The sequence below is a fragment of the Lutibacter citreus genome (genome assembly GCF_003260195.1).
In the GTDB taxonomy this organism is placed as follows: domain Bacteria; phylum Bacteroidota; class Bacteroidia; order Flavobacteriales; family Flavobacteriaceae; genus Lutibacter; species Lutibacter citreus.
The window spans coordinates 667,187-693,419 of the sequence record NZ_QEIH01000003.1; the positions used below are offsets into that span (position 1 = coordinate 667,187).

Annotated in this window: 25 protein-coding genes and 1 tRNA gene; 13 read left to right on the forward strand and 13 right to left on the reverse strand. The window is 27.3% G+C overall.

All coding sequences use genetic code 11. The features are described 5' to 3' along the window. Positions 1-3 precede the first annotated feature (3 nt). Positions 4-186, reverse strand: a complete 183-nt coding sequence (gene ccoS, locus DAD81_RS08905) for a cbb3-type cytochrome oxidase assembly protein CcoS (RefSeq protein WP_111707900.1) — start codon at positions 184-186, stop codon at positions 4-6. Between the two features lie 101 nt (positions 187-287). Then, on the reverse strand, positions 288-2,657 hold the full coding sequence (locus tag DAD81_RS08910; protein WP_111707901.1) for a heavy metal translocating P-type ATPase: 2,370 nt from the start codon (positions 2,655-2,657) through the stop codon (positions 288-290). Positions 2,658-2,767: 110 nt separating this feature from the next. Between DAD81_RS08910 and DAD81_RS08915 the strand changes: the two genes are divergently transcribed. Then, positions 2,768-3,454 (forward strand): Crp/Fnr family transcriptional regulator, encoded by a 687-nt coding sequence (locus DAD81_RS08915; protein WP_111707902.1) that lies wholly within the window; start codon positions 2,768-2,770, stop codon positions 3,452-3,454. Between the two features lie 75 nt (positions 3,455-3,529). On the opposite strand, the gene DAD81_RS08920 is transcribed toward DAD81_RS08915, so the two are convergent. The 3 genes from DAD81_RS08920 to DAD81_RS08930 form a co-directional block, all read right to left on the reverse strand. After that, positions 3,530-4,777 (reverse strand): aminotransferase class I/II-fold pyridoxal phosphate-dependent enzyme, encoded by a 1,248-nt coding sequence (locus tag DAD81_RS08920; protein ID WP_111707903.1) that lies wholly within the window; start codon positions 4,775-4,777, stop codon positions 3,530-3,532. A 152-nt stretch (positions 4,778-4,929) separates the two neighbouring features. Continuing rightward, on the reverse strand, positions 4,930-5,967 hold the full coding sequence (locus DAD81_RS08925; protein WP_111707904.1) for a PLP-dependent cysteine synthase family protein: 1,038 nt from the start codon (positions 5,965-5,967) through the stop codon (positions 4,930-4,932). Between the two features lie 83 nt (positions 5,968-6,050). Then, positions 6,051-8,117, reverse strand: coding sequence for a S9 family peptidase (locus DAD81_RS08930; protein ID WP_111707905.1), 2,067 nt, complete (start codon positions 8,115-8,117; stop codon positions 6,051-6,053). A gap of 65 nt (positions 8,118-8,182) precedes the next feature. Here DAD81_RS08930 and DAD81_RS08935 point away from each other — a divergent pair, with 65 nt between their 5' ends. The 3 genes from DAD81_RS08935 to DAD81_RS08945 all read left to right on the forward strand — a co-directional run bounded on the left by DAD81_RS08935 (position 8,183) and on the right by DAD81_RS08945 (position 11,317). Continuing rightward, positions 8,183-8,503 (forward strand): YbaB/EbfC family nucleoid-associated protein, encoded by a 321-nt coding sequence (locus tag DAD81_RS08935; RefSeq protein WP_111707906.1) that lies wholly within the window; start codon positions 8,183-8,185, stop codon positions 8,501-8,503. A 154-nt stretch (positions 8,504-8,657) separates the two neighbouring features. Further along, a complete protein-coding gene (locus DAD81_RS08940; protein WP_111707907.1) occupies positions 8,658-9,764 on the forward strand; it encodes an FIST signal transduction protein in 1,107 nt (368 codons plus the stop codon). Further along, a complete protein-coding gene (locus tag DAD81_RS08945) occupies positions 9,758-11,317 on the forward strand; it encodes a PAS domain-containing sensor histidine kinase (protein ID WP_111707908.1) in 1,560 nt (519 codons plus the stop codon). The genes DAD81_RS08940 and DAD81_RS08945 overlap by 7 nt, the downstream gene beginning before the upstream one ends. Here the strand turns inward: DAD81_RS08945 and DAD81_RS08950 are convergent. Beyond that, a complete protein-coding gene (locus DAD81_RS08950; RefSeq protein ID WP_111707941.1) occupies positions 11,307-12,734 on the reverse strand; it encodes an ATP-dependent DNA helicase in 1,428 nt (475 codons plus the stop codon). The genes DAD81_RS08945 and DAD81_RS08950 overlap by 11 nt on opposite strands. A gap of 103 nt (positions 12,735-12,837) precedes the next feature. Here DAD81_RS08950 and DAD81_RS08955 point away from each other — a divergent pair, with 103 nt between their 5' ends. From DAD81_RS08955 to rsmD, 3 genes are read left to right on the forward strand one after another with little or no spacing between them, the layout of a single operon-like run. Then, on the forward strand, positions 12,838-13,566 hold the full coding sequence (locus DAD81_RS08955) for a hypothetical protein (protein WP_111707909.1): 729 nt from the start codon (positions 12,838-12,840) through the stop codon (positions 13,564-13,566). Continuing rightward, on the forward strand, positions 13,538-14,371 hold the full coding sequence (locus tag DAD81_RS08960) for a DUF3822 family protein (RefSeq protein ID WP_111707910.1): 834 nt from the start codon (positions 13,538-13,540) through the stop codon (positions 14,369-14,371). The genes DAD81_RS08955 and DAD81_RS08960 overlap by 29 nt, the downstream gene beginning before the upstream one ends. Further along, on the forward strand, positions 14,371-14,925 hold the full coding sequence (gene rsmD / locus DAD81_RS08965; RefSeq protein WP_111707911.1) for a 16S rRNA (guanine(966)-N(2))-methyltransferase RsmD: 555 nt from the start codon (positions 14,371-14,373) through the stop codon (positions 14,923-14,925). Before DAD81_RS08960 ends, rsmD begins: the two co-directional genes overlap by 1 nt. Here rsmD and DAD81_RS08970 read toward each other — a convergent pair. From DAD81_RS08970 to DAD81_RS08990, 5 genes are all read right to left on the reverse strand, one after another. Then, complete coding sequence (locus tag DAD81_RS08970) at positions 14,917-15,870, reverse strand: AAA family ATPase (RefSeq protein WP_111707942.1); 954 nt, start codon at positions 15,868-15,870, stop codon at positions 14,917-14,919. The genes rsmD and DAD81_RS08970 overlap by 9 nt on opposite strands. 2 nt (positions 15,871-15,872) lie before the next feature. Beyond that, entirely contained in the window at positions 15,873-17,237 is a 1,365-nt protein-coding gene (locus DAD81_RS08975; RefSeq protein ID WP_111707943.1) for a peptidylprolyl isomerase, read from the reverse strand. A 1-nt stretch (position 17,238) separates the two neighbouring features. After that, positions 17,239-18,087 carry a peptidyl-prolyl cis-trans isomerase gene (locus tag DAD81_RS08980; RefSeq protein WP_111707912.1) on the reverse strand — a complete coding sequence of 283 codons (849 nt, stop codon included), beginning with the start codon at positions 18,085-18,087 and terminating at the stop codon, positions 17,239-17,241. After that, positions 18,084-19,697: a peptidylprolyl isomerase gene (locus DAD81_RS08985; protein WP_111707913.1), complete on the reverse strand. Its 1,614-nt coding sequence runs from the start codon at positions 19,695-19,697 to the stop codon at positions 18,084-18,086. Before DAD81_RS08985 ends, DAD81_RS08980 begins: the two co-directional genes overlap by 4 nt. A gap of 88 nt (positions 19,698-19,785) precedes the next feature. Further along, positions 19,786-20,067: a DUF493 family protein gene (locus DAD81_RS08990; RefSeq protein ID WP_111707914.1), complete on the reverse strand. Its 282-nt coding sequence runs from the start codon at positions 20,065-20,067 to the stop codon at positions 19,786-19,788. A 117-nt stretch (positions 20,068-20,184) separates the two neighbouring features. Between DAD81_RS08990 and DAD81_RS08995 the strand changes: the two genes are divergently transcribed. The 5 genes from DAD81_RS08995 (at position 20,185) to DAD81_RS09015 (ending at position 24,675) form a co-directional block, all read left to right on the forward strand. Then, positions 20,185-20,721: an AAA family ATPase gene (locus tag DAD81_RS08995; RefSeq protein WP_111707915.1), complete on the forward strand. Its 537-nt coding sequence runs from the start codon at positions 20,185-20,187 to the stop codon at positions 20,719-20,721. Next, positions 20,718-22,613, forward strand: a complete 1,896-nt coding sequence (locus tag DAD81_RS09000; protein ID WP_111707916.1) for a RecQ family ATP-dependent DNA helicase — start codon at positions 20,718-20,720, stop codon at positions 22,611-22,613. Before DAD81_RS08995 ends, DAD81_RS09000 begins: the two co-directional genes overlap by 4 nt. Further along, on the forward strand, positions 22,613-23,557 hold the full coding sequence (gene fmt / locus DAD81_RS09005; protein ID WP_179950042.1) for a methionyl-tRNA formyltransferase: 945 nt from the start codon (positions 22,613-22,615) through the stop codon (positions 23,555-23,557). Before DAD81_RS09000 ends, fmt begins: the two co-directional genes overlap by 1 nt. Positions 23,558-23,744: 187 nt before the next feature. Beyond that, positions 23,745-24,017, forward strand: coding sequence for an HU family DNA-binding protein (locus tag DAD81_RS09010; protein WP_111707917.1), 273 nt, complete (start codon positions 23,745-23,747; stop codon positions 24,015-24,017). Positions 24,018-24,117: 100 nt separating this feature from the next. Beyond that, the gene (locus tag DAD81_RS09015) at positions 24,118-24,675 is read left to right on the forward strand and encodes a YqgE/AlgH family protein (protein ID WP_111707918.1); all 558 of its coding nucleotides are present in this window, start codon (positions 24,118-24,120) and stop codon (positions 24,673-24,675) included. Here the strand turns inward: DAD81_RS09015 and DAD81_RS09020 are convergent. Both DAD81_RS09020 and DAD81_RS09025 read right to left on the reverse strand, forming a co-directional pair. Beyond that, entirely contained in the window at positions 24,667-25,485 is an 819-nt protein-coding gene (locus DAD81_RS09020) for an aminotransferase class IV (protein ID WP_111707919.1), read from the reverse strand. The genes DAD81_RS09015 and DAD81_RS09020 overlap by 9 nt on opposite strands. Before the next feature lie 81 nt (positions 25,486-25,566). After that, on the reverse strand, positions 25,567-25,950 hold the full coding sequence (locus DAD81_RS09025) for an START-like domain-containing protein (RefSeq protein WP_111707920.1): 384 nt from the start codon (positions 25,948-25,950) through the stop codon (positions 25,567-25,569). Between the two features lie 127 nt (positions 25,951-26,077). On the opposite strand from DAD81_RS09025, the gene DAD81_RS09030 reads away from it, so the two are divergent. After that, positions 26,078-26,151, forward strand: a tRNA-Met gene (locus tag DAD81_RS09030). The last annotated feature ends 82 nt before the right edge of the window (positions 26,152-26,233 follow it).

Below are 26,233 nucleotides of genomic sequence, written 5' to 3' on the forward strand. Positions count from 1 at the left end.
ATATTAAATTTGTTGATTTTCACCTTTAGGTTTATCTTTTGAAACTAACTCATCATCAAATAACATCCTAACAGACGGCGTATAAGTATCCTCATACTGTCCGGATTTTACTGATTTAATAAATACTATGAAAAAAAATATGGCAACAATTATACTTACACCTATTGTTATATAAACTACCTCCATTTTTTATAAAATTAGCTGATTTTTAGTTTTCAAAAACAAAAGTAAAATTTTTATTTAAAAAATAGATGATAATTATCATCTATTTAAATCCCTTGATAAAATTAAAGTTTTCTTGCAACCAAATTTGTAAGAACTGTAACAAATACTACAATAGATATTGAACTTAAAGGCATTAAAATTGCAGCAACTACAGGTGTAAGTAAACCATTTAAAGCAAAGTACATACCTATTATATTATACCCCAATGATAAAATAAAACTTGCTTTTATAATTTTAATTGTTTTATTTGACAGACTTAAAAATTTTGGTAATGAATTAAACAGTTTAGCATCTAAAATAGCATCACAAGCCGGGGAAAACACATTTACATCTTCCGAAATAGCAATACCAACATTACTTTGCGCTAATGCACCCGCATCGTTTAATCCATCTCCAATCATCATTACCTTATCACCAGATTCTTGTAATTTTTTAATAAAACTAAGTTTATCCTCTGGTTTTTGATTAAAATTTAGGCTTGAATTTTTTGGTAATAATAGTTCCAAAGAATCTTTTTCACCATCATTATCACCTGATAAAATTACTAGTTTGTAGTTTTTAGATAATTCATTAAAAACCTCTTTAGCTTCTTCTCTATAAGTATTTTTAAAAATATATCCTCCTTTAAATTTACCATCTATCTGAATATAAATAGCTGTTTCATTTATTTTAGTTACTTCTATACCTATAAAATTTGCTGAACCTAATTTGTAGCTAACATTGTTTATTGAAGCTTCAATTCCTTTACCTAAAACCTCATTAAACATTGATGGATCTTCATTTAAAGATAATTCATTCAAAAAATTATATAACGATCTACTTAACGGATGGTTTGAAGCTCTTAAAACATTTTTCAATCCCTTTTTTTCTTCAATAGTTAGTGTTTCACCTTTATAACTTATTTGAGTTTTATCATTTGAAGTAATAGTTCCTGTTTTATCAAAAATAATAGTATTTACTTTTGAAATACTTTCTATTGTTTCAGCATTTTTTAAATAAAACTTTTTATAACCAAAAATTCGTAACATATTACCTAAAGCAAAAGGAGCCGATAACGCCAATGCACAAGGACAAGCTATAATTAATACTGAAGTTACAACGTTAAATGCCATTGAAGGGTTAAAATTGTACCAAAATATCCCTGCAATTACAGCAATACTAAGTATAGCAATTGTAAAATACTTACTAATACGATCTGTAATATTTTTTATGGTTAAACCAGAACTATCATTAAACACATCATTACTCCATAATTGAGTTAAATAACTTTGAGAAATACTACTTATTACTTCCATCTCTATTGCCCCAGAAGTTTGCTTACCTCCAGCAAACAATTTATCTCCAGATTTCTTAGAAACAGGTATAGATTCTCCGGTTACAAAGCTATAATCAATTGCTGCATTTCCGTTTATTAAAATTCCATCTACAGGTATTAACTCTTCGTTTCTAATTAATAATCTATCTCCTTTTTTTACTTCTTTAACAGGAATAGTACTTTCTTTTTCATTATTTATAATTGTAACAGCAATAGGAAAATAAGATTTATAATCACGTTCAAATGATAAAAAATTATATGTTTTTTGTTGAAAATATCTCCCAAGTAATAAAAAGAAAACCAAACCTGTTAAACTATCAAAAAAGCCTGATCCTAAATCAAAAATAATTTCATAAGAACTTCTTAAAAATAACACCGAAATCCCTAATGCAATAGGCACATCAATATTTAACATTTTATGCTTCAAACCTTTATATGCTGATATAAAATAATCCTTTGCAGAATAAATCACAACAGGTACCGCCATTATAAACATTAACCACCTGAATAAATACTTATATTTTTCTAGCCAAAACTCATCCGCCTCAAAATATTCTGGAAATGAAAGCAACATAATATTACCAAAACAAAAAGCAGCAATTGACAATTGATAAATTAACGTTTTATCTACTTTTTGTCTTTTAGAATCGGCATCATCCAAACTTATATATGGCTCATACCCTATTGAAGTGATAAGTTCAACTATATTTTTAAGGTTTGTTCGCTCATTTTTAAAGGTTATTCGTAGTGATTTTTCAGGGAAATTAACCATAGACATGGTAACACCATCGTTTAATTTACTTAAATTTTCTAATACCCAAATACATGAACTACAGTGTATATTAGGTATATACAACTCAATTACAGACGTTTCACCATCAGAAAACTCAAGAAGTTTTTCAATTATTTCAATATTTTCTAAATAATTATATTTTCCTTTTATATCTTTTGGAATGGTCCCTGGAGTAGACTCTAAATCATAATAGCAATTTAATTCATTTGCGTTCAAAATTTCATAAACAGTTTTGCAACCGTTACAACAAAATATTTTATCATTAAATTTTATTGGTTTCTTACTTGAATCGGCACCACAATGATAACAATTATTTAAACTCATCTTAAATCAATTTCGCTACAAAACTATTGATTTATTCCACGTAAAATATGATAAAAATCATTTTATTTTGTACATTTGTTTCATTACGACTCAAACACCACTGAATAACTATGTCCAAATGCAGACAATGTATTATTAAAAGATTTAATGCTCTTAAAACATTGACAAATGAAGAATTAGAATGTATTTCAGAACATAAAACTTCACTTCTAATAAAAAAAGGAGAAAATCTTATCACTGAAGGCAATACAATTAATGGACTTTATTGTATTAAAGATGGAAAAGGTAAATTAACAAAGCTTAACACTAACGGTAAAGAACAAATAATTAAATTTATTAAAGGCGGCGATATTTTAGGTCATAGATCTATTTTAAGTGAAGAATTAGTTGGTTTAAATGCAATTGCGCTTGAAGATATGCATGTTTGCTTTATACCAAAAGGAGATATTTTGGATACAATTAAGGAAAATAATTTATTTTCTTTAGGTTTAATGAAGAATATTTCACAGCAATTAAACGACGCTAATACTTCTATATCTCAAATGGCACAAAAACCTGTTAAAGACCGATTGGCTGAAACACTGTTACATTTGGAAGATACTTTTGGCTCTGATAGTGACGGCTGTATTGATATAATTTTAACTAGAGAGGAAATTGCCAATACAATTGGAACGGCCACTGAATCTGCTATTAGATTATTATCTAACCTAAAGAAAGATGGTGTTATAGATTTAATTGGTAAGAGAATTAAAATTTCAAATAAAAATACTTTAAAAAATATATCTGAGGGATATTAAAACAAAACCTCAATAAAATAAAAAAACCTTTTAGATTTAATTCTAAAAGGTTTTTTTATGTTTAAAAATTATAAACTATTTCACCATTGAAGCTGCAATACGTTTATAAATTCCTTTTTCAAGTTTTTCTCTAATTGCAGAAAAAGATTTAATAGTTACTTCTACATCTTCTAAAGTATGAGTAGCAGTAGGAATTAACCTTAAAATAATTAATCCTTTAGGAATTACTGGATATACTACTATTGAACAAAATATTCCATAGTTTTCACGTAAATCATTTACCATAGCCATTGCTTCAGGAATATCACCTTCTAAAAATACTGGAGTAACACAAGTATTTGTATTTCCAATATTAAATCCGTTATCCTTTAAACCATTTTGTAATGCATTTACATTTTCCCAAAGTTTACCTTTTAACTCTGGCATAGTACGTATCATATCCAAACGTTTTAATGCTCCTTTAACCATTGCCATAGGCAAAGATTTAGCAAACATTTGAGAACGCATATTATACTGTAAATATTGAATTATATCTTTATCAGCTGCAAAAAAAGCTCCAATACCAGCCATAGATTTTGCGAAAGTTGCAAAATATACATCTATATCATCTTGAACTCCTTGTTCAAATCCTGTTCCTCTACCATTTTCTCCTAGCGTTCCAAATCCATGTGCATCATCAACTAATAGTCTGAAGTTAAATTTTTTCTTTAATTCAACTATTTCTTTCAGTTTACCTTGCTCTCCTCTCATTCCAAAAACACCTTCTGAAATAACAAGAATTCCCCCATTAGTTTCATTAGCTATTTTGGTAGCACGTTTTAACATTATCTCTAAACTCTCAATATTGTTATGTTGAAACGTAAAACGTTTTCCAGGATGTAAACGAACACCATCTATAATACAGGCATGTGCATCCATATCATAAACAATAACATCGTTTTTACTAACTAAAGCGTCAATTGCAGATACCATTCCTTGATAACCAAAATTCACTAAATATGCTGCATCTTTATCTACAAACTCTGCACATTCTTTCTCTAATTGTTCGTGAAAAACTGTATGACCAGACATCATTCTAGCTCCCATAGGATAAGCCATCCCATATTCAGCAGCTGCATCAGCATCTGCCTTTCTTACATCAGGATGATTAGATAAGCCTAAATAATCATTTATACTCCAGGTAATTACCTTTTTTCCGTTAAACTTCATTCTATTAGAAATTTCACCCTCTAACTTTGGAAACACATAGTATCCTTCTGCTTGTTTAGCCCATTTTCCTAATGGACCTTTATCTTTAACGATTCTTTCAAATAAATCTTTCATATATAAAAATTTGCAAAAAAAATAATAAAACTATTATTTTTTCAATGCTGCAAAGAACGGCATTTTTTTTGTGGTTTTCAAATCTAAATAGTACAAAAAAAAGAGGTTATGAATATATTCATAACCTCTTTTTTTATTTTTTAGTATTTATTCTATTTGATAAACTCAACTTCTTCGTGTGCTTGTTTTTTTGCATCAAAAAAACCTTGTTCTTTCATCCAATCATCACTATATATTTTCTCCATATATCTTGAACCATGATCAGGTAAAATTAATACTACTTTAGAATTTTCATCAAACATTCCTTTTTCAGCATATTGAATTGCCGCCTGAATTATTGCCCCACTAGTATAACCTGTAAACAACCCTTCAGTTACTGCCAACTCTCTAGCTCTATGAGCCGCTGATTCATCAGTTACTTTTTCAAAAACATCAATTACACTAAAATCAGTTGCTGTAGGAATTAAATTTTTCCCTAAACCTTCAATTCTATATGGGTAAATCTCATTTTTATCAAATTCACCTGTTTCATGAAATTTCTTTAAAATAGACCCAAAAGCATCTACTCCTAAAGTTTTAATATTTGGATTTTGTTCTTTTAAATATTTTGAAACGCCTGATATTGTTCCTCCGGTTCCACTTGCTGCAATTAAATGAGTTAGTTCACCATTTGTTTGCTTCCAAATTTCTGGCCCAGTTGAATTATAATGGGCTTCAGCATTTAATTTATTAAAATATTGATTAATATACAAAGAGTTTGCTGTTTCAGTATGAAGCCTTTTTGCTACTTCATAATATGATCTTGGGTCATCTGCTTTCACATGCGCTGGACAAACGTAAACCTTTGCTCCCATTGCTTTAAGCATGTTAATTTTCCCTATAGATGCTTTTGAAGAAACTGCTAATATACATTTGTAACCTTTAATAATACTTACCATTGCCATACTAAACCCAGTATTACCAGATGTAGTTTCAATAACAGTACTCCCCTCTTTAAGCAACCCTTGCCTCTCGGCTTCTTCAATTATATGCAATGCAATTCTATCTTTCATAGAATGCCCTGGGTTAAACCCTTCATACTTTGCGTAAAAATTACCAGGAAGCTTTTTTGTAATTTTATTTAATTTAATTAAAGGTGTATTACCAATAAGATCTAAAATATTATTACTTATTCCAGTATTATATGTCATTTTTTAGAGTTTAATTCAAAAAATCAAAATAAAATATTTTGAACTATTATTAATTATCTAACATGCAAATTTAATATTTTTTTTTAAATAGACTTTATACCTTCTAAATCTAGTATAAAACTATAATCTCTTGCAACCTCTTTTAGCGAGTCAAATCTTCCTGAAGCCCCGCCATGGCCAGCTTCCATATCTGTATGCATCACTAATATATTTTTATCTGTTTTTAATTCTCGCAATTTTGCTACCCATTTAGCTGGTTCAAAATATTGTACTTGTGAATCATGAAGACCAGTTGTTACTAACATGTTAGGATAATCTTGTTCTTTAACATTATCATAAGGTGAATAAGATTTCATATAATTATAATATTCTTTTTCATTTGGATTTCCCCATTCATCGTACTCACCAGTTGTTAAAGGAATTGTATCATCTAACATTGTAGTTACAACATCTACAAAAGGTACAGAAGCTAAAATCCCATTATACAATTCTGGATTCATATTAATTATGGCTCCCATTAACAAACCTCCTGCCGAACCACCGCTTGCATAAAGATGTTTATTTGAAGTGTATTTATGCTCTATTAAGAATTTAGAACAATCAATAAAATCATAAAAAGTATTTAATTTATTTAATAATTTTCCATTTTCGTACCAATTTCTACCTAAATATTCACTCCCTCTTACATGAGCAATTGCAAAAACAAAACCTCTATCTAATAAACTTAATCTAGAAGAACTAAATCCCGCATCTAATGTATGTCCATAAGATCCATAGCCATATAATAATAACGGAGTATTTTTAGAAATCACTGTTGTTTTTTTGCAAACTAATGAAATAGGAATTTTAACACCATCACGCGCTGTTGCCCATAATCGCTTACTTTTATAGTTTTCCTTATTAAATTTACCACCTAAAACTTGCTGCTCTTTTTTTATTTCTTTGGATTTATCATCCACGTTAAAATCGATTACTGAACTTGGAGTAGTCATAGAATTATATCCGTAACGAATTACATTTGTATCAAATTCCGGATTAAAATATACTCCAGCAGAATATGTTTCTTCTTCAAATGGAAGGTAATAATCTTCAGATTTATCCCATTTAATTATTCTAATTTTATTCAGTCCATTATTTCTTTCTTCAACTATTAAAAAATCTTTAAAAATAGAAATATCTTCTAATAATACATCTTCTCTATGAGGAATTACATCAACCCAATTTTCTTTTAATGTTTCACTACTAGAAGTTTTCATTAATTTGAAATTAGTAGCATTATCCTTATTTGTTAAAATATAAAAATAACCATTATAATGAGCAATACTGTATTCTAAGTCTCTTTCTCTTGGTTGAAAAATTTTAAAATCTCCTAAAGGTTTATCTGCGTCTAAAAATCTGTACTCTGTTGAAACCGTGCTGTAAGAACCTATAACAATATATTTATCTGATTTGGTGCGGTAAACATGAGTATTAAATGATTCTTCATTTTCATGATAAACTTCAACATCCTCTGATGGATCTGTACCTAATATATGTCTAAATATTTTTTCACTACGCAATGTAGTTGGGTTCTTTTGAGTGTAAAAAACTGTTTTATTATCTGGGGACCAAGTAGCTCCTCCTGTTGTATTTTCAATTTTTTCAGGAAACAATTCACCTGTTTCTAAATTTTTAAATTGTAAAGTATATTGCCTTCTACTAACAGTATCAACTCCATAAGCCACATATTTATTATTTAAACTAATTGAAAGCCCCGCTAAATTATAATAACTATAACCTTTAGCCATTTCATTAACATTAAACAATATTTCTTCTTCTGCTTTTAAAGATTTCTTTTTTCTTGTATAAATAGGATACTGATTTCCTAATTCATAACGAGTTATATAAAAATAACCATTCTTTTTATATGGAACAGACTCATCATCCTCTTTAATTCTAGATTTAATCTCTTCAAATAAATCTTCCTGAAATTGATTTGTATGTCCTGTTATTTTATTATAGTACTCATTTTCAGCATTTAAATAATCAATAACTTCTGGATTTTCTTTTTCATTTAGCCAATAATAATTATCAATTCTAACATCTCCATGAATATCTAATTCCTTTTTAATTTTCTTGGCAATTGGTTTATCTATTTTTATCTCTGACATTCTATATTATTTTCAATTGGCAAAAATACTATATTTGCAATTGCAACATGTTAAAATAGATAAAAATGTTTGGAGACTTAACAGGAATGATGGGAAAGCTTAAAGAAGCTCAACAAAAAATTGAAGAAACAAAAACTAGATTAAATACCGTTTTAATTGATGGTGAGGCTGGTAATGGCAAAGTAAAAGTAACAGTAACGGCAAATAGAAGTATCAAAAATATTTCAATATCTAATGAACTTTCTAACAATGAAGAGATTGAAGATTATTTAATAATTGCTCTTAACAAAGCTCTTTCTAAAGCAAATGAGGTTAATGAACATGAATTGGCTGTAGCGGCAAAAGATGGAATGCCTAATATTCCTGGTATGGATATGTTTAAATAGGATTGTTCTTACTTTATTTTTTTTATAATTGTTAATCTAGTTTACAAAATAGAGTTAAAAAAAATGCTTTTTTAATTTAAAATTGTAAATTAGTTATTCAATTGCATAATTTCTTGCAATATTTCACGCTATAAATTAAAAATGTTACGTTATCATGAATCAGATATATTTACCCCCAGGTAACATTACCTCTTTAAAAAGTCATTTAATTAATTTGGAAAATGACAAAACTGTAAAATCCATTTTATTTTTTATGGCTGACGCCCATCAATATAATGAAAAAGATCTTACTCCAATACTTAAAAACACTATAAAACCTATTATTGGGGGTGTTTTTCCTGAATTAATTTTTAACGGAAAAAGAAAAAAAACGGGTATTTTATTAATTCCTTTACAGTTTGAATTAAATACTCAAATTATTAAATTATCTGACTCTAGCGAAACTGTTTTTGAACAATTAGAAACTATTCAAAAAAACTCTATAAACCCATTAAGCTCTCTATTTGTTTTTTATGATGCCTTAAGCAAAAATAAAACAGTTTTAACTGAAACATTGTTCAATTTTTTTGGAGTAAATCTTATATATATTGGTGGTGGTGCTGGCTCTTTAAATTTTAATTCATTCCCTTGTATTTTAAATAATGATGGTTTATATGAAAATGCTGCCGTAATTGGCTGGGCCAATGAGAAAATAGCTATTGGTGCTGCACATGGTTGGGAATCTATTTCATCTCCATTAAAAGTTACAAAAACAATAAAAAATAAAATAGTTAGTATTAATTGGAAACCTGCTTTTGAAGCATATAAAGAAGTGGTTGAGCCACATTCAAAAAAAACCTTTAATGAAGATAACTTTTTTGAAATTGCAAAATCTTATCCTTTAGGAATTTCAAAAATTGATGCAGAAAAAGTTGTTAGAGACCCTTTTAAAACTATTAATGACAGTATTCATTTAATCGATAAAATTCACGAAGGTGAATATATTGAAATATTAAATGGCAATAAAGAATCACTAATAGAAAGTGCAAAAACCGCTACGGAACAAGCTTTTTCAAATAGTAAAAAAACTGAAATAAAAACTACTTTTTGTTTAGATTGTATTTCTAGAGCCCTTTATATGGATGATAATTTTGATATGGAACTTGCAGCTGTAGAACAAAAATCAGCAACCATAGGAATCTTAAGTATTGGAGAAATTGCCAATTCAGGAGAGTCAGTTTTAGAAATTTTCAATAAAACTATTGTAATTGGTATATGGTAAAATATAACTTACAAACAGAAATGTTGTTAGAACTTGTTTTTAGTTCCTACAATGATAGCAATGAGCTCACAATATTAAAAAAAAGTATTCCTCTATACCTTAGGAAATTAAATTGTTTTTCTGCCGGAGTTTTAAAATATAATAATCTGCTATATGAAGAAACTTTACTTATTCCATACGTTTATAAAAAATCAAAAGATTGGGAACAGGTTAAAGCATATTTTATAAGCATACCGCAATCTGCCCATGAACCATGTTCAGAGTTTAAATTAGAAAATACAATTTATTACGCTTACAATTTAACAAATTATGGAATTTTAATATTAGGCAGAAAAAAGCCGTTTAATATTAATTTAGCAAATGAGTTGAAGCCTATTATAAATCATTTAGGTATAAAATTATCGCAAGCACACGAAAAAAAACAACGTGAAATAGCTGAAAAATCATTGATAGAAAATGAAAAATGCTTGCGTACATTATTAAACACAACAGCAGCAAGTATACTTATATACCACAATAATAGTATTATATATGCTAATAATTCAGCAGAACAATTTACCGGTTATAATTTTAGGGAATTAGTTGATTTAAAAATTTATAAACTAATTCACCCAGACTTTAAAACATTCTGTAATAAACTAAATACAAGTTATTTAAAAGAGAATAAAACTCTTAATTCTGAACTTAAAATTTTAAAGAAAGATAAGACTGAAAGCTGGATAAATGTTAATATAGATCTTATTAATTGGAAGGGATTAGATGCAATAATTATATCTGCATTTGATATAACACAGTTAAAATTAACTGAACAAAACTTAATAAACGCTAAAGAAGAAGCTGAAAAAAGTGAACGTTTAAAAACTGCCTTTCTAGCAAATATTAGTCACGAAATACGAACACCTATGAGTGGTATTCTTGGATTTACAGAATTATTAAAAACACCACACTTAACTAGTGAAAAAAGAGAAAAATATATAGAAATTATTGAAAAAAGTGGAGATAGAATGCTTAACTTAATTAATAATATTATTGATATTTCAAAAATTGAAGCAAGTTTAATGCTCACTTCTTATTCTGATTTTAATATAAATGAACAAATTAATAATCTTTTTAATTTTTTTACTGTTGAAGCTGAAAATAAAAACCTTAAACTAATAATTTACAAACCTTTACCTAATAATTTAGCTGTAGTTAATACTGATTATGAAAAGTTTTACGCAATATTTACTAATCTTATTAAAAACTCAATAAAATATACTGAAGAAGGTTTAATAGAATTTGGTTATGATGTAAAAGATGATAATAGTTCAATAGTCTTTTATGTTAAAGATTCAGGAATGGGTATAGCTAGTAATAGACAAGATGCAATTTTTGAACGTTTTATTCAAGCTGATATTGAAGATACAAATACCACACAAGGCGCAGGTTTAGGACTTTCAATTAGTAAAGCTTTTGTAGAAATGTTAGGAGGTGAAATTTGGGTTAAAAGTGTTCAAAATGTAGGTTCTACTTTTTTCTTTTCATTACCTTATAACAACAAATTTATTCAATAAAAAAATCATCCTTAAACCCTATTAAATATAGTTTTTCTTGTGCTCTTGTTAACGCTGTATACAACCATCTTAAATACTCAACACTCTGTCCTTCTGGTAAATAAGGTTGTTCTATAAAAACTGTTTTCCATTGACCACCTTGTGATTTATGACAAGTTACAGCATATGAAAACTTCACTTGTAATGCATTAAAATATTTACTCTTTTTAATAGCTAATAATTGTTTATACTTTGATTTTTCGTGAGCAAAATCCTTCCCTACTTCTTGATATAGTTTATTAGATTCTTCATAAGATAAAGATGGCGATTCTGAAGTTAAAGTATCCAGTATCAAAACAGTTTCAAAAGGTTTTTCATTAGGATAATCAATCATTCTAATCTGAACTTCAGCAAATCTAAATCCATATAAATCTTTGATACTGAAGATTTGAAGAATTTCACAAATATCACCATTAGCAATAAAACCAGCTTCACTAGATTCTTTCAACCAAAAATAATTATTTTTTACAACCATTACAAAATCTCCAGTTGATATTTCATTTTCCTGGCCTCTAATTTTACTCCTAATTTGCTGATTATATTGGTTAGCTCTTTTATTAGACCTAACAATAAAGGCAGTATCTTCAACCCCAATATTATCATATGCTGAATTTATTGCATCTTCAATATCATAACCATCTGTTAATCTTATTAAATCAGGATAACCCAGTTCAAATTTAAAAGTCTCATAGCCATTATTCCCTATTTTTAAGCGTAAATCAGTAGCGTTAATTAAAATTCCAGAATTTGCGTGCTGCCTCATAACTTCATCCAGCTCCAGCTCTGTAACATCTTTATTATAATTCAATGCTAATTTATCTCCATCCAAAGCTGGGCTTAAATCTAATTTAACAGGTGGTAATTGCGCAGTGTCTCCAATAAAAATAATTTTACAATGTGCTCCGGAATATACATAAGACATTAAATCGTCCAATAGAGAGCCTTTTTCGAAGAGTTTAGCATTACTTGGACTATCAGGTATCATGGATGCCTCATCTACAAAGAAAATAGTGTTTGTGTGCTTATTAGTCTGTAAAGTGAAGTCAACTCCTCCTCCTTTATTTTTTTTCGGAAAATATATTTTTTTATGAATTGTAAATGCCTGTCTTTTTGAATAACCTGAAATAACCTTTGCAGCTCTACCGGTTGGAGCTAACAAAACAGCTTTTTTCCCAACTTTCCATAAATTATTCACAACTGTACTAATTGTTGTCGTTTTTCCCGTACCAGCATACCCTTTTAATAAAAATAAAGATTCTTTATTATTACTAAAAATAAATTTAGATAAACTCTCCAATAATAAATCTTGTGAATTAGTTGGTTCAAAAGGAAATTTTTTGATTAATTCGCTATAAAATTCTGTTGCTGTCTTTGTCATTTTAAAATAAATTTCAAATATACAAATTGATTTTGCCAGAAAAGTTTTTCTCATTAAAAAAAAATTGTAGATTTGCGTACACACATTTAAAAAGAAGAAACAAATGACAACAATTTTGATTATCCTAGCGGGTATCCTAGTTACAGGCTTATTAGCTTTTGCAATAGTTAATTATATTCCAAGAAAATTACATTGGATAGTTTCAATAATATTAATTGGTCTCGCAGCATTGCTAGTGTATAATATCAATTTTGAAATTAGAAAGCCTATTAAATTCAATAAAGAGAAAAAAGTTCGTTATGCTAAAGTAATTGAAAACTTAAAAATTATTCGTGATGCCGAGGTTGCTTATAAAAAAGTAACAGGTAATTACACAGCTAATGGAGATAATCTTATTAAATTTATTGACACTGCTAAATTTGCAATTACACAAACTAGAAACGTTCCTAAAACAATTCATGTTGGTGGAGGTATTACTAAAGAAATTGAAGAAAGAGTTGTTGATACAGTTGGACATGAAGATGTTAAGCTATCATTTGCAGGTAAAAATTATAAAGACATGATGTCTATTCCTGGTACAAATGAAAAATTTAAAATTGAAGTTGGGGTTATTGAAAAAATCCAAGGTTTAAAAGCTCCTGTTTTTGAAGTTCAAGTTGATAAAGCTTTAATTTTAAAAGGAATGGATTACAACTTAATTAAACAAGAAAAAGAAGCTATTGGTGGTGAAGAAATTAGAGGTGAAGCTATTACAATTGGTTCTTTAGGTGAAGTTAGCGAAGACGGAAACTGGCCTCCATTTTATGATAAAGCAGATAAAGAGGATAAATAATAATTTAGATTTTAACAATCTAAAAGATAATCAATTATCCATCCAACTTAGTTTGGATGGATTTTCTTTTTGCATCTATAATTCAACAGAAAATGTAATTAATACTTTTGTGCAATACGCATTAAGTAATGTTACTACTCCTTATAAACATTTGGAATTAGTTGAAAAAATATTTTCAGAAGATAAACTACTTCAAAATAAATTTGAAAATATAAAAGTTATCCATTTAAACAATCTTGTAACTCAAGTTCCTCTACCCTTTTTCAATAAAGAAAAACTAGCTGATTATCTTAAATATACTGTTAAGGTTCTTGAAAACGATTATATTACTTTTGATGAACTTTCTAACTCTGAAATAGCTAATGTTTATATTCCTTTTGTAAATATTAATAATTTTTTATTAGACAAGTTTGGTTCTTTTAACTTTAAGCATTCCTCAACGGTTTTAATAGAATCACTTATAAATAGATATAAAAATATTGATGAAGAATTAATGTTTGTAAATGTTTCCAACTTAAATTTTGAAATTGTTGTACTAAAACACCATAAACTTAAGCTTTACAACTATTTTTCATTTAACACAAAGGAAGATTTTATTTACTATATACTTTTTACTGCAGAGCAATTAGCTATGAATCCAGAAGAATTACAACTTATTTTAATGGGTGATATTGAAAAAGATTCTGAATTATATAATATCTTGTTTCAATATATTAGAAATATAAAATTTTATACATCAAATAAAAAATATAATTTAGAAGGAATATCTCCGCATTCACACTATACACTATTAAATCAATTTTAATGAGAATTATTTCAGGTAAGCACAAATCTAAACGTATACATGCACCAAATAAATTACCAGTACGTCCAACAACTGATATGGCCAAAGAAGCCTTATTTAATATCTTAAATAATTTATATTATATAAATGATCTTAGTGTATTAGATTTATTTTCTGGTACCGGAAACATTAGTTATGAATTTGCTTCTAGAGGAACTACAAATATTGTAGCCGTAGATGCTCACTATGGCTGTATTCGTTTTATTAATGAAACTTCCAAAGAATTGGAAGCTGATATAAATACTATTAAAAGTGATGTTTACAAATTTTTAGAAAACTCTAAAGCAACTTACGATGTGATCTTTGCTGATCCGCCTTATGGGTTTGAAACCGAGAAATTTGAAAAAATTATTGATTTAGTTTTTGAAAATAATCTCTTAAATGATGATGGTATATTAATTATTGAGCATTCTAAGCATACTTCTCTTGAAAATGACACTAGGTTAAGTTATCAAAAAAAGTATGGTGGAAATATGTTTAGTTTTTTCGAATTACCAAGTAAAGAATTAGAATAACGATTCAATTATATCTTTTTCTGAAATACCTTCGGCTTCTGCCTTGTAATTCCTAACTATTCTATGTTTTAAAATTGAATAAGCTACAGCTTGTACATCTTCAATATCTGGAGAGTACTTACCATTAATCGCTGCATTTGCCTTAGCTCCTAAAATTAAATTTTGAGAAGCTCTAGGACCTGCACCCCAATCTATAAAATTATTTACAATTTCTGGTGAATAATCCGAATTTGGTCTAGTTTTAGAAACTAACTTTACCGCATATTCAATAACATTATCTGGCACAGGAATTCGTCTAATTAAATGTTGAAATGTTATAATTTCTTCAGCTTGTAAAATAGTATTTAAAACTGGTGTTTCATCATTGGTTGTACTTTTAACAACTTCAACTTCTTCCTCAAAACTCGGATAATTTAATTCAATTGAAAACATAAACCTATCCAATTGGGCTTCTGGTAACGGATACGTTCCTTCTTGTTCTATAGGGTTTTGAGTTGCTAAAACAAAAAATGGTTTTGCAAGTTTATGATGATGGCCAGCCACAGTAACAGTGCGCTCTTGCATTGCCTCTAGCAATGCAGCTTGTGTTTTAGGTGGAGTACGGTTTATTTCATCTGCTAGTACAATATTACTAAAAATAGGGCCTTTTAAAAACTTAAAACGACTTGTTTCATCTAAGATTTCACTTCCTAAAATGTCTGAAGGCATTAAATCTGGCGTAAACTGTATCCTTTTAAAATCTAATCCTAAAGTTTCTGATATTGTTTGTACAATTAAAGTTTTTGCTAATCCAGGAACTCCTATTAATAATGAATGCCCTCCACTTAAAACAGAAAGTAAAATATGATCAATTGCTTCATTCTGCCCAATTATTACTTTTGCGATTTCTTTTTTAAGTAACGCATGTTTTTTTACCAATTCCTTTAAGATATCTACATCAGACATAATTATTCCTTTTTCCAATTATTTTTGAAGCTACACTTTTTATGATCTTTATTTATTTTTATATAAGTATCTTGTATTTTATCCTTAGACCATTTTTCAATTGTTTCTTCTTGCCTTTTTTGCAAAGTTAACTGTTGAATTTTTTCATAATCTTCAGTAAAATTAGCAGTATGCGTTTCAGTTTTACTTTTTAGTAAAATAATTTTATGCATTTTCGATTCACCTCTAATTTCATCGTAAAAAGGTTCAGTAATTTCACCAGCCTTTAAACTACTAACTCTTTTGTATAAATTAGGATCCATACGAGTTAAATCAAACTTGGTATCATTTGTTTGGGGGTTTAAAATTAAACCTTGATTATTTTTAGTTTCAACATCGTCTGAATATTTTATAACAGCATCTTCAAAAGTAATATCTCCCTTTAAAATATCTTCTCTAATTTTAGCCAACTCATCTTTAGAAGCTTTTAATTCTTCATCAGATATTTTTGGTTGAATTAAAATATGACGTACGTCTCTTTCTTGACCTTTTATTTTTTCAACCTGAATTATATGAATTCCAAATCCAGACTCAAATGGTTCAGAAATTTCACCTTCATCTAAACTAAACGCAACCTCTTTAAACTCTTTAATAAAATTAGCATCACGAGTTATAGTGTATTTCCCTCCAGCTCCAGGTCCGTTTCCAGATACTGCAGGATCATCTGAATTAATTATGGCTTTTAATCTAAAGCTATACCCTTCTTCAATATCCTTTTTAATACCATTTAATTTATCATATACCCTTGTTGTTTCTTCTTCAGTAGGCTTTAATAATTTAACTATTTGAGCCAACTCAATTTCTGCACTAAATTCGGGTAAATTATCGTTCTTTTCTAAATTTTTAAAGTAGGTTCTAACTTCTTCTGGAGTTACATCAATATCTTCCGTTAAACTAGCTCGTTCTCTTCTAATTAATAATTGCTCTTTTTGGATACCGTATAATTCTTTTCTTAAATCTTCCTCATCAGTAAAACCATAATAGTCTACAACTTTATCTAGTGAACCTAATTGTTGAGCAAAATAGGATATATTTCTATCAACTTCTGAGTTAACTTCAGCTTCTGAAATTTCAACACTATCAACAACAGCATGATGTGCTAATAATTTTTGATTCATAATTTCTTCAAGAATTTCACAATCAGAAATTTCAAGCTTACCTTCCATTCTTTGCTGTAATTCCTTCTTAAACTTGTCAATGTCAGAATCCAATACTATGTTTTTCCCTACTACCACTGCTACTCCATCAACCTTAATTCTTTCCTGGGCGTTCATATTCACTCCTAAAAAAATTAATAATAAGGCTATAAATACACTATTTTTCTTCATTTTAATATGTTTCAATTTGTTGTTTTTTTCTTGCGTCATCAATTATTGTTTCTTCAATACTTCTTAATAATGATAATTTACGTTGGTGTAAAATCATTTGTTTAATTGTTGGTGTTATATAACTTTTTGGAGCTAAACTATTTCTTTTTAGCACATCTTTTATGGTGACCAAATATAAGCTTAATGAGTCTTCTTTTTGAATAAAATAATCTTTTTTTAATAGAAGTTTTTTATCAATTTCTTTTACAATTGGAATCTTATTTAGAATGTCATTATACTTAATCCAAATAGAATCATTTAAGTGAAAAGAATTTAAAGATAATTTCATTTTTTGCAAACTATCTAAATCTTGTTTTTTTGAAGATTTAAATAATTTTACAAGCTCTTTTTTCTCATAAGCATCCTTACCTAGTTTAATATATTTAAGCTTTACTAATTCTTCATTAAGTTTAAAATTTTGAGTGTTTTTTTCATAAAACTCATCAATATCTTTATTTGTTATTAAAGTATCCAAATACTGCTTAACAACAGCCTCTTTATATGAATTAATAAATAAGTCCTCTCTATATTTTTTAACTAAATCTTCATACTGCGAAGATTTATCACCTAAATTTAACTGAGCTTTAGACAATAATAACTGCTGTTTAATCCAATTATTAATAAAATTATTAACTATTAATATACTGTCATTTTTAGAAAGATTATTATTTAAAATAGTTTTCAAATCTTTCTTATACAAATAAGTTTCATTAACTCTCGCAACAGCCTCACGTTCATCATTTTTAATAGTGAAATAATCACATGATTGTAACCCTATAATTAGAAATATGTAGAAATAAAATTGTTTCAAATTTTGCTATTGTTAAATTTTAATATTTTTCTTTTTTCTGATTTATTAATCTTTACTTTATACCTTTTATGTAGTTCTTCAACCCATAATCTTTCAAGGTAATTTTGATAATCATTAATAACAGTACCTTTTATATTATTTAATTCTTTATCCTTATATTTTTGTTCTTTAAATTTGATGAAATAATTTGAAATACCAACACTATCTTTAGATTTATTCCAAACTCTTTTTTCTAACAAATCAAAAAGTAATAACCCCTCTTTAAAATCTTTAAAAGTTGATGCAAACTCAGAATTTGTAAATTCTAAATTATCCTTATAATAATTAATTATACATCCTTCTTTAAATTGATTGAAAGCTTCAATTAACCCATTGTATTTATTTGATTTTAAATAACCTATAAAATCTTTTTGATAATAATCTTTAGACTCAACAGTTAGTAGAATTTTAGTGTAATTTTTAGTATTACTCTTCCATTCATTACTGTTAAATTGCTTAAGCGCATTATCATTTATTACAATTTTATATTCATTTATTAATTTATTAACTACAGATTTTCCAATTAATTCTGAACGGTTATCTTTTTCTACTTTTTTTGTTAAACTAGCTCTTTCTTTTACAAAAGAATCAATCGGATATTTTTTTAATAATTTTACAATATGCCATCCATATTGAGTTTGAAAAGGTTTAGAATATTCATTCTCATTTTTTAAACTAAAGGCAACATTTGCAAAATCTTCAAGCATTTGACCAAAGCTAAATTTATCTAATTTACCACCATTAATTGCACTTGCTCTATCATCAGAAGTTTTCTTTGCTAACTCTTCAAAACTTTCATTTTTATTAATAATTAAATTGTAAATAGAGTCTATCTTAATTTTTGCATTCTCATTTTTATTATTCACCATAATATGAGCTACTTCCACTTGTCCTTTAGCCTTTCTAACATCATTAACTTGGAGAATATGATAACCAAATTTTGTTCTAAATGGTTTAGAAACATCATTTACTTTAGTGGAATAGGCTGCATTTTCAAAAGGATATACCATTTGAAAAACAGTAAAATAACCTAAATTACCTCCATTTTGTTTTGCCGAAGGATCTTCTGAAAACTCTTTAGCAACTTCATTAAAAGCCTTTCCTCCTATAATAAGATCTCTAGCTTTAATTATTTTATTAAACGCCAATAACGTATCTTTTGGAGAAGATTGAGGTTTTAAAAACACCAATATATGGCTAGCGCTAACTTCATTTTGCATTCTACCATAAGCTTCTTTCACTAATTTATCTGTAACTTCTTTATCTCTTAAATATGGTGCAGATAATCTTTCTTTATAATCTTTTAGCTCTTCAATATACTTTGAAAAAGTATCTAACTTTATATCCTTAGCCTCTTTAATTTTTAACTTGTAGTTAATAAATAACTTTAAATAAGAACCTATATCATCCAAAGAATCAACAGCTTGATGTCTATTTTTTTTAAAATTATTTAAAAAATCATTTGAGTAAACAGGACTATCATTTATTGAAAATAATTCCTTTTGCTTTTTTTGAGAAAAACTAGAAAAACTTAAAAACAATAACAGAATGAATGAATATTTTAATTTCATAAAACTATAAATACTTCTTAAAAAACACTTTTGTAAATTAAAAACGGTGCAATTTATTTTATATTTTTTATATTACTTGTTAAAGGAATCACAAAGAAATAATTCCTTCTATTTTTTCGGCTTGTTGGTATTTTAAAATTATATCATCAGCTTTTTTCATTACAACATGAATTGATACACTTGTGTACTTTCCTGTTTTAGAAGCTGTTTTATTTATTACTGCACCTGTAAAATTAAACAAGTTTTCAATTTGTAAAATTTTATCTTCACTTGTTGGAACAATAAATTTAAAAAGATATTTTGCAGGAAAACTTGTATCTTTTTTTAATTTTTTCTTTAATTTCTTGTAAAATTGTGTTCTATTATCCATATTATTCTTTTAATCTTAACAATACAACTATAGTACCAAAGCAAAATGTTAATATTTTACTGACAAAATTACATTAATATTTTTAGTATAAATTAGTGAATACCTTATTTTTGTTTAATGCAAACTAAAATTGTGATAACAGGAGGTCCTGGAACTGGAAAATCTACTGTAATTAATAAACTTAATGAAGATGGATACTCTTGCATGCCAGAAATTTCAAGGGAAGTTACTTTAAACGCACGAAAAAATGGAGTTGACCAACTTTTTTTAACGAAACCATTATTATTTAGCGAATTATTACTTGAAGGTAGAATTAATCAATATATGGAGGCTGAAAAGAAAAATGCTGAATTAGTATTTTTTGATAGAGGAATACCAGATGTACATGCTTATATGAATTATATAAGCATTGATTATCCTTCCTCTTACGTTGTTAAAAGTAATTTATACCGCTATAATTATATATTTTTAATGCCTCCTTGGGAAGAAATTTATATTTCCGATAATGAACGTTATGAAAACTTTGAGCAAGCATTAGCTATTCACAATCACTTAAAACGTACATATAAAGAGCTAAATTACTCAATTATTGAAGTTCCTTTTGGGACTGTAGAAAAAAGAACTAATTTTATTTTAGACTATATAAACTCTTGATAAATCCTTTAGAAATATTAAAAACATACTGGAATTTTAGTGATTTTAGAGAACCACAAGAACAAATAATAAATTCTATTTTAGACGGTAATAACAATGTTGTTTTATTACCTACTGGTGGTGGAAAATCTATTTGTTTTCAAGTTCCGGCTTTAGTTTTAGATGGTGTATGTATTGTAATTTCTCCTTTAATCGCTTTAATTAAAGATCAAGTTGACAGTCTACTTAAAAAAAATATTAAGGCCATAGCTTTAACTTCTCAATTAAATGAAGAAGAAATTATTATTGCCTTTGACAATCTGCAATTTGGGGGCTATAAATTTTTATACCTTTCTCCCGAAAAATTACAATCAAAACTAATTCAAGAAAAAATTAAACAACTAAAGGTTTCATTTGTAGCAATAGATGAAGCACATTGTATTTCTGAATGGGGACATGATTTTAGACCAGCTTATTTAAAACTTCCTATTTTAAAAGAATTACAACCTAATGTAAAATTTATAGCATTAACAGCTACAGCAACTGAAAAAGTTCTTTTAGATATAATTGAAAATTTAAATATTGAAGATGCTAAAATTTTTAAAAAATCATTCAATAGAAAAAACTTAACGTATCATGTTTTATATATTGAAAATTATTACGAAAAACTTGTTCAAATTTTAAAAAGAATTAAAGAACCCGTTATTATTTACACTAATAATAGAAAACAAACAAAAGACGTTTCTAATGCTTTAAATCAGAATAAATTTAAAAGTACATTTTACCATGGTGGATTAAGTTTTCAAGAAAAAAATGATGCTTATAATTCTTGGTTTTCAGATGAAAAACCTATTATGGTAGCTACAAACGCCTTTGGAATGGGTATTGACAAGCCTAACGTAAGAGCTGTTATTCATTTAAACACTCCAAATAGTTTAGAAAATTATATTCAAGAAGCAGGAAGAGCTGGTAGAGATGGTGAGAATTCATATTCATTAATTTTAACTAACAATAACGATTTACAAAACACAAAAACTAAATTTATATCTAATACACCAACTTTAAAATATATTAAACAGATTTATTTTAACTTAAATCAATTTTATAGTATTTCATATGGCGAACAAACATTAGAGTCTTACAATTTTTCTATACATGAATTTTGTTCACGTTACAAATTAAATTTATTGCAAACATTTAATGCAATTAAAGTATTAGAAAGAGAAGGTATTATTGTGCTAGATGAAAATTTTAGAAAACTATCTACATTAAAATTTACTATAAGTAACCAACAATTATTTGCTTACTTAGATAGACATCCTTCAAAAACAGATTTTATAAAACTTATATTAAGAAGTTATGGTGGTGTTTTTGATCACTATATAAATATTAACGAATATAAATTATCAAAAAAACTTGGAATCTCAAAAGATGAATTTAAGCTTACTTTAAATGATTTAATGAAAGATGGAATTTTAAATTATTCAGATGGAAATTCAAATTCTAAATTAAGTTTTTTAATGGTTAGAGAAGATGACTATACCATAAATAGTATTTCTAAAAATATTGAAAAACAAAACAAATTAAAATTTGAAAAATTAAAATCTGTAATTTCATTTATTGAAAATAAAACAACTTGCAGAAATACTGAACTACTCGCCTATTTTAATGAAGAAAGTAAAATACCTTGTGGACAATGTGATGTATGTAAATCTAAAAATAACAAAACAGAATCATTAGCTAATACATCAAATAAAATTATTGAACATTTATCGCTAAAAAATATGTCTTCAAATGAATTGTTAGAATTAATAAACTGTAGTGATAAACACCTATTATTTTCTCTAAAAATTCTATTAGAAAAAAATAAAATAACAATAACTTCGCAAAATAAATATAAACTAAATATTTAATGAGAGATTTAAGAATTGTTTTTATGGGAACACCAGAGTTTGCGGTAGCAACTTTAGACCAACTTGTAAAATCAAAATTTAATGTAGTTGGTGTAATTACTGCGCCAGACAAACCTGCAGGTCGTGGAAGAAAATTAAATGAATCAGCTGTAAAAAAATACGCCTTAGAAAACAATCTAAATATTTTACAACCAACTAATTTAAAAAGTGATGATTTTATAACTCAATTAAAAGATTTAAAGGCCAATTTACAAATTGTGGTAGCTTTTAGAATGTTACCAAAAATTGTTTGGCAAATGCCAGAATTTGGCACATTTAATTTACATGCATCATTACTTCCTAATTATAGAGGAGCGGCACCAATAAACTGGGCTATTATTAATGGTGAAGAAAAAACTGGAGTTTCAACGTTTTTTATTGATGAAAAAATTGATACTGGTAATATTATTCAGCAAGAAGAAGTTACAATTAATAAAGATGAAATTTTAGGTGAATTATATGAAAAATTAATGACCGTTGGGAGTCATTTAGTTGTTGAAACAGTAAAAAAAATAAAAGAAGGTAACGTTGAAACATTTAAACAACCAGAAATTGAAGAAAAACCTGCTCCAAAAATATATCCTGAAACTTGTAAAATAGATTGGAATAGTGCAACGACAAAAATTTACAATTTAATTAGAGGGCTTAATCCATACCCAGCAGCTTGGACCACTTTAATTAATAATAATGAAAACATAAAGGTGAAAGTTTTTAATTGTAAACCAGAAATTGAAAATCACTCTTTAAAACCAGGATCTATTGTCACTTCAAAAAATGAAATTAAAGTTTCAACCAGTGATGGTTTTATAATTATTGAAAGTTTACAATTAGCAGGTAAAAGAAGAATGGATTCTAAAAATTTATTAAATGGTTTTAGTTTTCAATTAAATGCTCATATGAAATAGCCCCATTTTATAGGGCTTCCGACATATTTACCAATAAAAACATACATGTTATTAACATTTACAAGCATTTATTAACAAAACGTTCAATTTTAATGGTAAAAACTTGCATAAACCCTTATTCCATATAACTTTGTTAAGCTTATTGTAAGCAAAATTATGTTTAACCAATTAATTTAAAATTAAAACTATGAACAAATCAGATTTAATTGATGCTATGGCAGCTGATGCTGGCATCTCAAAAGCAGCAGCAAAAGCAGCATTAGAATCATTAACAGAAAATGTAACAAACACACTTAAAAAAGGTGATAAAGTTGCATTAGTTGGATGGGGAACTTGGTCTATTTCAAAAAGAGCAGCAAGAACAGGTAGAAATCCACAAACTGGAAAATCTATTGAAATTGCAGCTAAAAACGTTGTGAAATTTAAAGCAGGTGCTGGATTTAGTGATGCAGTAAACTAGTTTTTTAGAAAACACAAATTATAAATTAAACTCTTCAAAATTTGAAGAGTTTTTTTTTATTCTTTATTTTTATTACATTTAGAAAGTTAACTAAAAATTTATGATAGAGAAAAATCCAACAAAAGGAAATTTATTAATTGCAGAACCTTCTATTTTAAGTGATAAAGAATTTAATAGATCTGTAATCTACTTAACTGAACATAATGATGATGGATGTATTGGATTTATATTAAATAAACCTACAGAATTTGTTTTAAAAGACCTTATTCCTGAAATTAATTGTGAATTTATAGTTTATAATGGAGGCCCTGTAGAACAAGAAAACTTATACTTTATACATAAAGTTCCGGATTTAATACCTGATAGTATTCCTATTGATAGTAAATTCTATTGGGGGGGAGATTTTAAAATTTTATCTAAATTATTAAATGAGAATCTTATAGATTTTGATGATATTCGTTTTTTCTTAGGATATTCTGGTTGGTCTCTTGATCAATTAAATGAAGAATTAAATGAGTCTACATGGAAAATTGTTAAAAATAAATATCCTAATTTACTAAATATAAAAAGTGATGATATTTGGAAAAATCAATTAATGGGCTTTGGAGGCGAATATCAAATTTGGGCAAATGCACCTGAAAATCCTTCGCTAAACTAATTTAGTTAATTTTTCAATTAATTCTTTTGTTATATCTGTTTTAAAATTACTTTTTCTATAAGATGTAACTGGCTGAATTCCTATAATTGCATTTGTAATAAATACTTCATCAGCTTTTTGAAGTTCAAAAGAGGAAATAGGAGTTTCTTCAATTGAATATACCTTGTCATTTTCTATAATTTCAATTAATTTCTTTCTAACAATTCCTTTTACACAACCTTCAGATATTGACGGTGTTTTTATAACATTACCTTTAATTATAAAAATATTGCCATTTATAACTTCTACAATATATTTTCGCTCATTTAATAAAATACAATTATCTAGTTCATTTTCTTCTGCAAAAATACTTGCTAACACATTTGTAATTCGATTTGTTGTTTTAACAGTAGATAATAATCCTGAATAAACATAATAATCTTTATAAAGATCAATTTTATATTCTTCCCTCCTATTAATTGTTAGTTCTGAGGCTTCAACAACAAAATTCACCTTATTTGATATTGGTAAATAAAACCCTCCATCTTTTCTATAAACAGCAACCCTTACACGTGCATCTATTAATTCATTTGACTCTACCGTTTTTAATATTTCTTTTTCAAAAAACTCTAACGTAAGACTCATCGGAATATCCATTCTCAACATTCTCATTGATGCCATTAATCGAAAATAATGATCCTCTAAAAAAACAACTTTTCTGTTTTCTACTTTAATCGTTTCAAATAAAGCATCACCGTATTTGAATGCTCTATTTTTAGAGTCAAATATTTTTTTAGTATCACTTAAAATTGTACCATTTAAATTTATCATAATCTTATTTTAATCACAAAAAAAATTCCATAAAAAAGACCTTGAAAATATCAAGGTCTAATTAATATATAAATTAATTTCTTAAGCTCCAATTGTATGCTTTAATTCATCAATTTGGTTTTCCCAAAACATTTTTGCTTCATCTACTTCATCCTCTTCTGCAAAATCAGTAACAATTAATGCTACATCTTTTGTAATTGGATCAATTTCCAATCTAAATTCAAAATAGGATTTAGGATCTTCATCTTCAAGCCATTTAAACTTTATTTTTTCTTCTGGTCTTTCTTGTAAAACTTTTGCTTGTTCTTCAGATCCATCCCAAATAAAAGTAAATATTTCCCCTCTTGAATTTACATTATCTGCAAACCATTCTGATAGTCCAGATGGGGTTCCAAAATAATTATATAACATATGAGGAGAGGCGTGAATTGGGAACTCTATTTCAAATTTAACTTTTGCTGACATATTCGTTGTTTAGAAGCACAATATATATAAATTATCCATTTTAAAAAAATTTAAATAATTAAAAAATAAATGTAAAATTTATTTGCTCAAATAAGATAATTATATCTATATTTGCAATCGCAAAAAAGGCGTGGTAGCTCAGTTGGTTAGAGCGTCGGATTCATAACCCGGAGGTCTCCAGTTCAATTCTGGATCACGCTACAAAGCAAAAATTGAAGAAACAAACGGTTTAGATTGATCTAAACCGTTTTTTTTATGTTCAATTTAAATGAAATTCTTAACT

What these genes read in the sequence shown, in the direction of transcription:
- ccoS (WP_111707900.1), bottom strand. Translation starts at nt 186, where the DNA reads ATGGAGGTAGTTTATATAACAATAGGTGTAAGTATAATTGTTGCCATA.
- DAD81_RS08910 (WP_111707901.1), bottom strand. Translation starts at nt 2,657, where the DNA reads ATGAGTTTAAATAATTGTTATCATTGTGGTGCCGATTCAAGTAAGAAA.
- DAD81_RS08915 (WP_111707902.1), top strand. Translation starts at nt 2,768, where the DNA reads ATGTCCAAATGCAGACAATGTATTATTAAAAGATTTAATGCTCTTAAA.
- DAD81_RS08920 (WP_111707903.1), bottom strand. Translation starts at nt 4,777, where the DNA reads ATGAAAGATTTATTTGAAAGAATCGTTAAAGATAAAGGTCCATTAGGA.
- DAD81_RS08925 (WP_111707904.1), bottom strand. Translation starts at nt 5,967, where the DNA reads ATGACATATAATACTGGAATAAGTAATAATATTTTAGATCTTATTGGT.
- DAD81_RS08930 (WP_111707905.1), bottom strand. Translation starts at nt 8,117, where the DNA reads ATGTCAGAGATAAAAATAGATAAACCAATTGCCAAGAAAATTAAAAAG.
- DAD81_RS08935 (WP_111707906.1), top strand. Translation starts at nt 8,183, where the DNA reads ATGTTTGGAGACTTAACAGGAATGATGGGAAAGCTTAAAGAAGCTCAA.
- DAD81_RS08940 (WP_111707907.1), top strand. Translation starts at nt 8,658, where the DNA reads ATGAATCAGATATATTTACCCCCAGGTAACATTACCTCTTTAAAAAGT.
- DAD81_RS08945 (WP_111707908.1), top strand. Translation starts at nt 9,758, where the DNA reads ATGGTAAAATATAACTTACAAACAGAAATGTTGTTAGAACTTGTTTTT.
- DAD81_RS08950 (WP_111707941.1), bottom strand. Translation starts at nt 12,734, where the DNA reads ATGACAAAGACAGCAACAGAATTTTATAGCGAATTAATCAAAAAATTT.
- DAD81_RS08955 (WP_111707909.1), top strand. Translation starts at nt 12,838, where the DNA reads ATGACAACAATTTTGATTATCCTAGCGGGTATCCTAGTTACAGGCTTA.
- DAD81_RS08960 (WP_111707910.1), top strand. Translation starts at nt 13,538, where the DNA reads ATGATAAAGCAGATAAAGAGGATAAATAATAATTTAGATTTTAACAAT.
- rsmD (WP_111707911.1), top strand. Translation starts at nt 14,371, where the DNA reads ATGAGAATTATTTCAGGTAAGCACAAATCTAAACGTATACATGCACCA.
- DAD81_RS08970 (WP_111707942.1), bottom strand. Translation starts at nt 15,870, where the DNA reads ATGTCTGATGTAGATATCTTAAAGGAATTGGTAAAAAAACATGCGTTA.
- DAD81_RS08975 (WP_111707943.1), bottom strand. Translation starts at nt 17,237, where the DNA reads ATGAAGAAAAATAGTGTATTTATAGCCTTATTATTAATTTTTTTAGGA.
- DAD81_RS08985 (WP_111707913.1), bottom strand. Translation starts at nt 19,697, where the DNA reads ATGAAATTAAAATATTCATTCATTCTGTTATTGTTTTTAAGTTTTTCT.
- DAD81_RS08990 (WP_111707914.1), bottom strand. Translation starts at nt 20,067, where the DNA reads ATGGATAATAGAACACAATTTTACAAGAAATTAAAGAAAAAATTAAAA.
- DAD81_RS08995 (WP_111707915.1), top strand. Translation starts at nt 20,185, where the DNA reads ATGCAAACTAAAATTGTGATAACAGGAGGTCCTGGAACTGGAAAATCT.
- fmt (WP_179950042.1), top strand. Translation starts at nt 22,613, where the DNA reads ATGAGAGATTTAAGAATTGTTTTTATGGGAACACCAGAGTTTGCGGTA.
- DAD81_RS09010 (WP_111707917.1), top strand. Translation starts at nt 23,745, where the DNA reads ATGAACAAATCAGATTTAATTGATGCTATGGCAGCTGATGCTGGCATC.
- DAD81_RS09015 (WP_111707918.1), top strand. Translation starts at nt 24,118, where the DNA reads ATGATAGAGAAAAATCCAACAAAAGGAAATTTATTAATTGCAGAACCT.
- DAD81_RS09020 (WP_111707919.1), bottom strand. Translation starts at nt 25,485, where the DNA reads ATGATAAATTTAAATGGTACAATTTTAAGTGATACTAAAAAAATATTT.
- DAD81_RS09025 (WP_111707920.1), bottom strand. Translation starts at nt 25,950, where the DNA reads ATGTCAGCAAAAGTTAAATTTGAAATAGAGTTCCCAATTCACGCCTCT.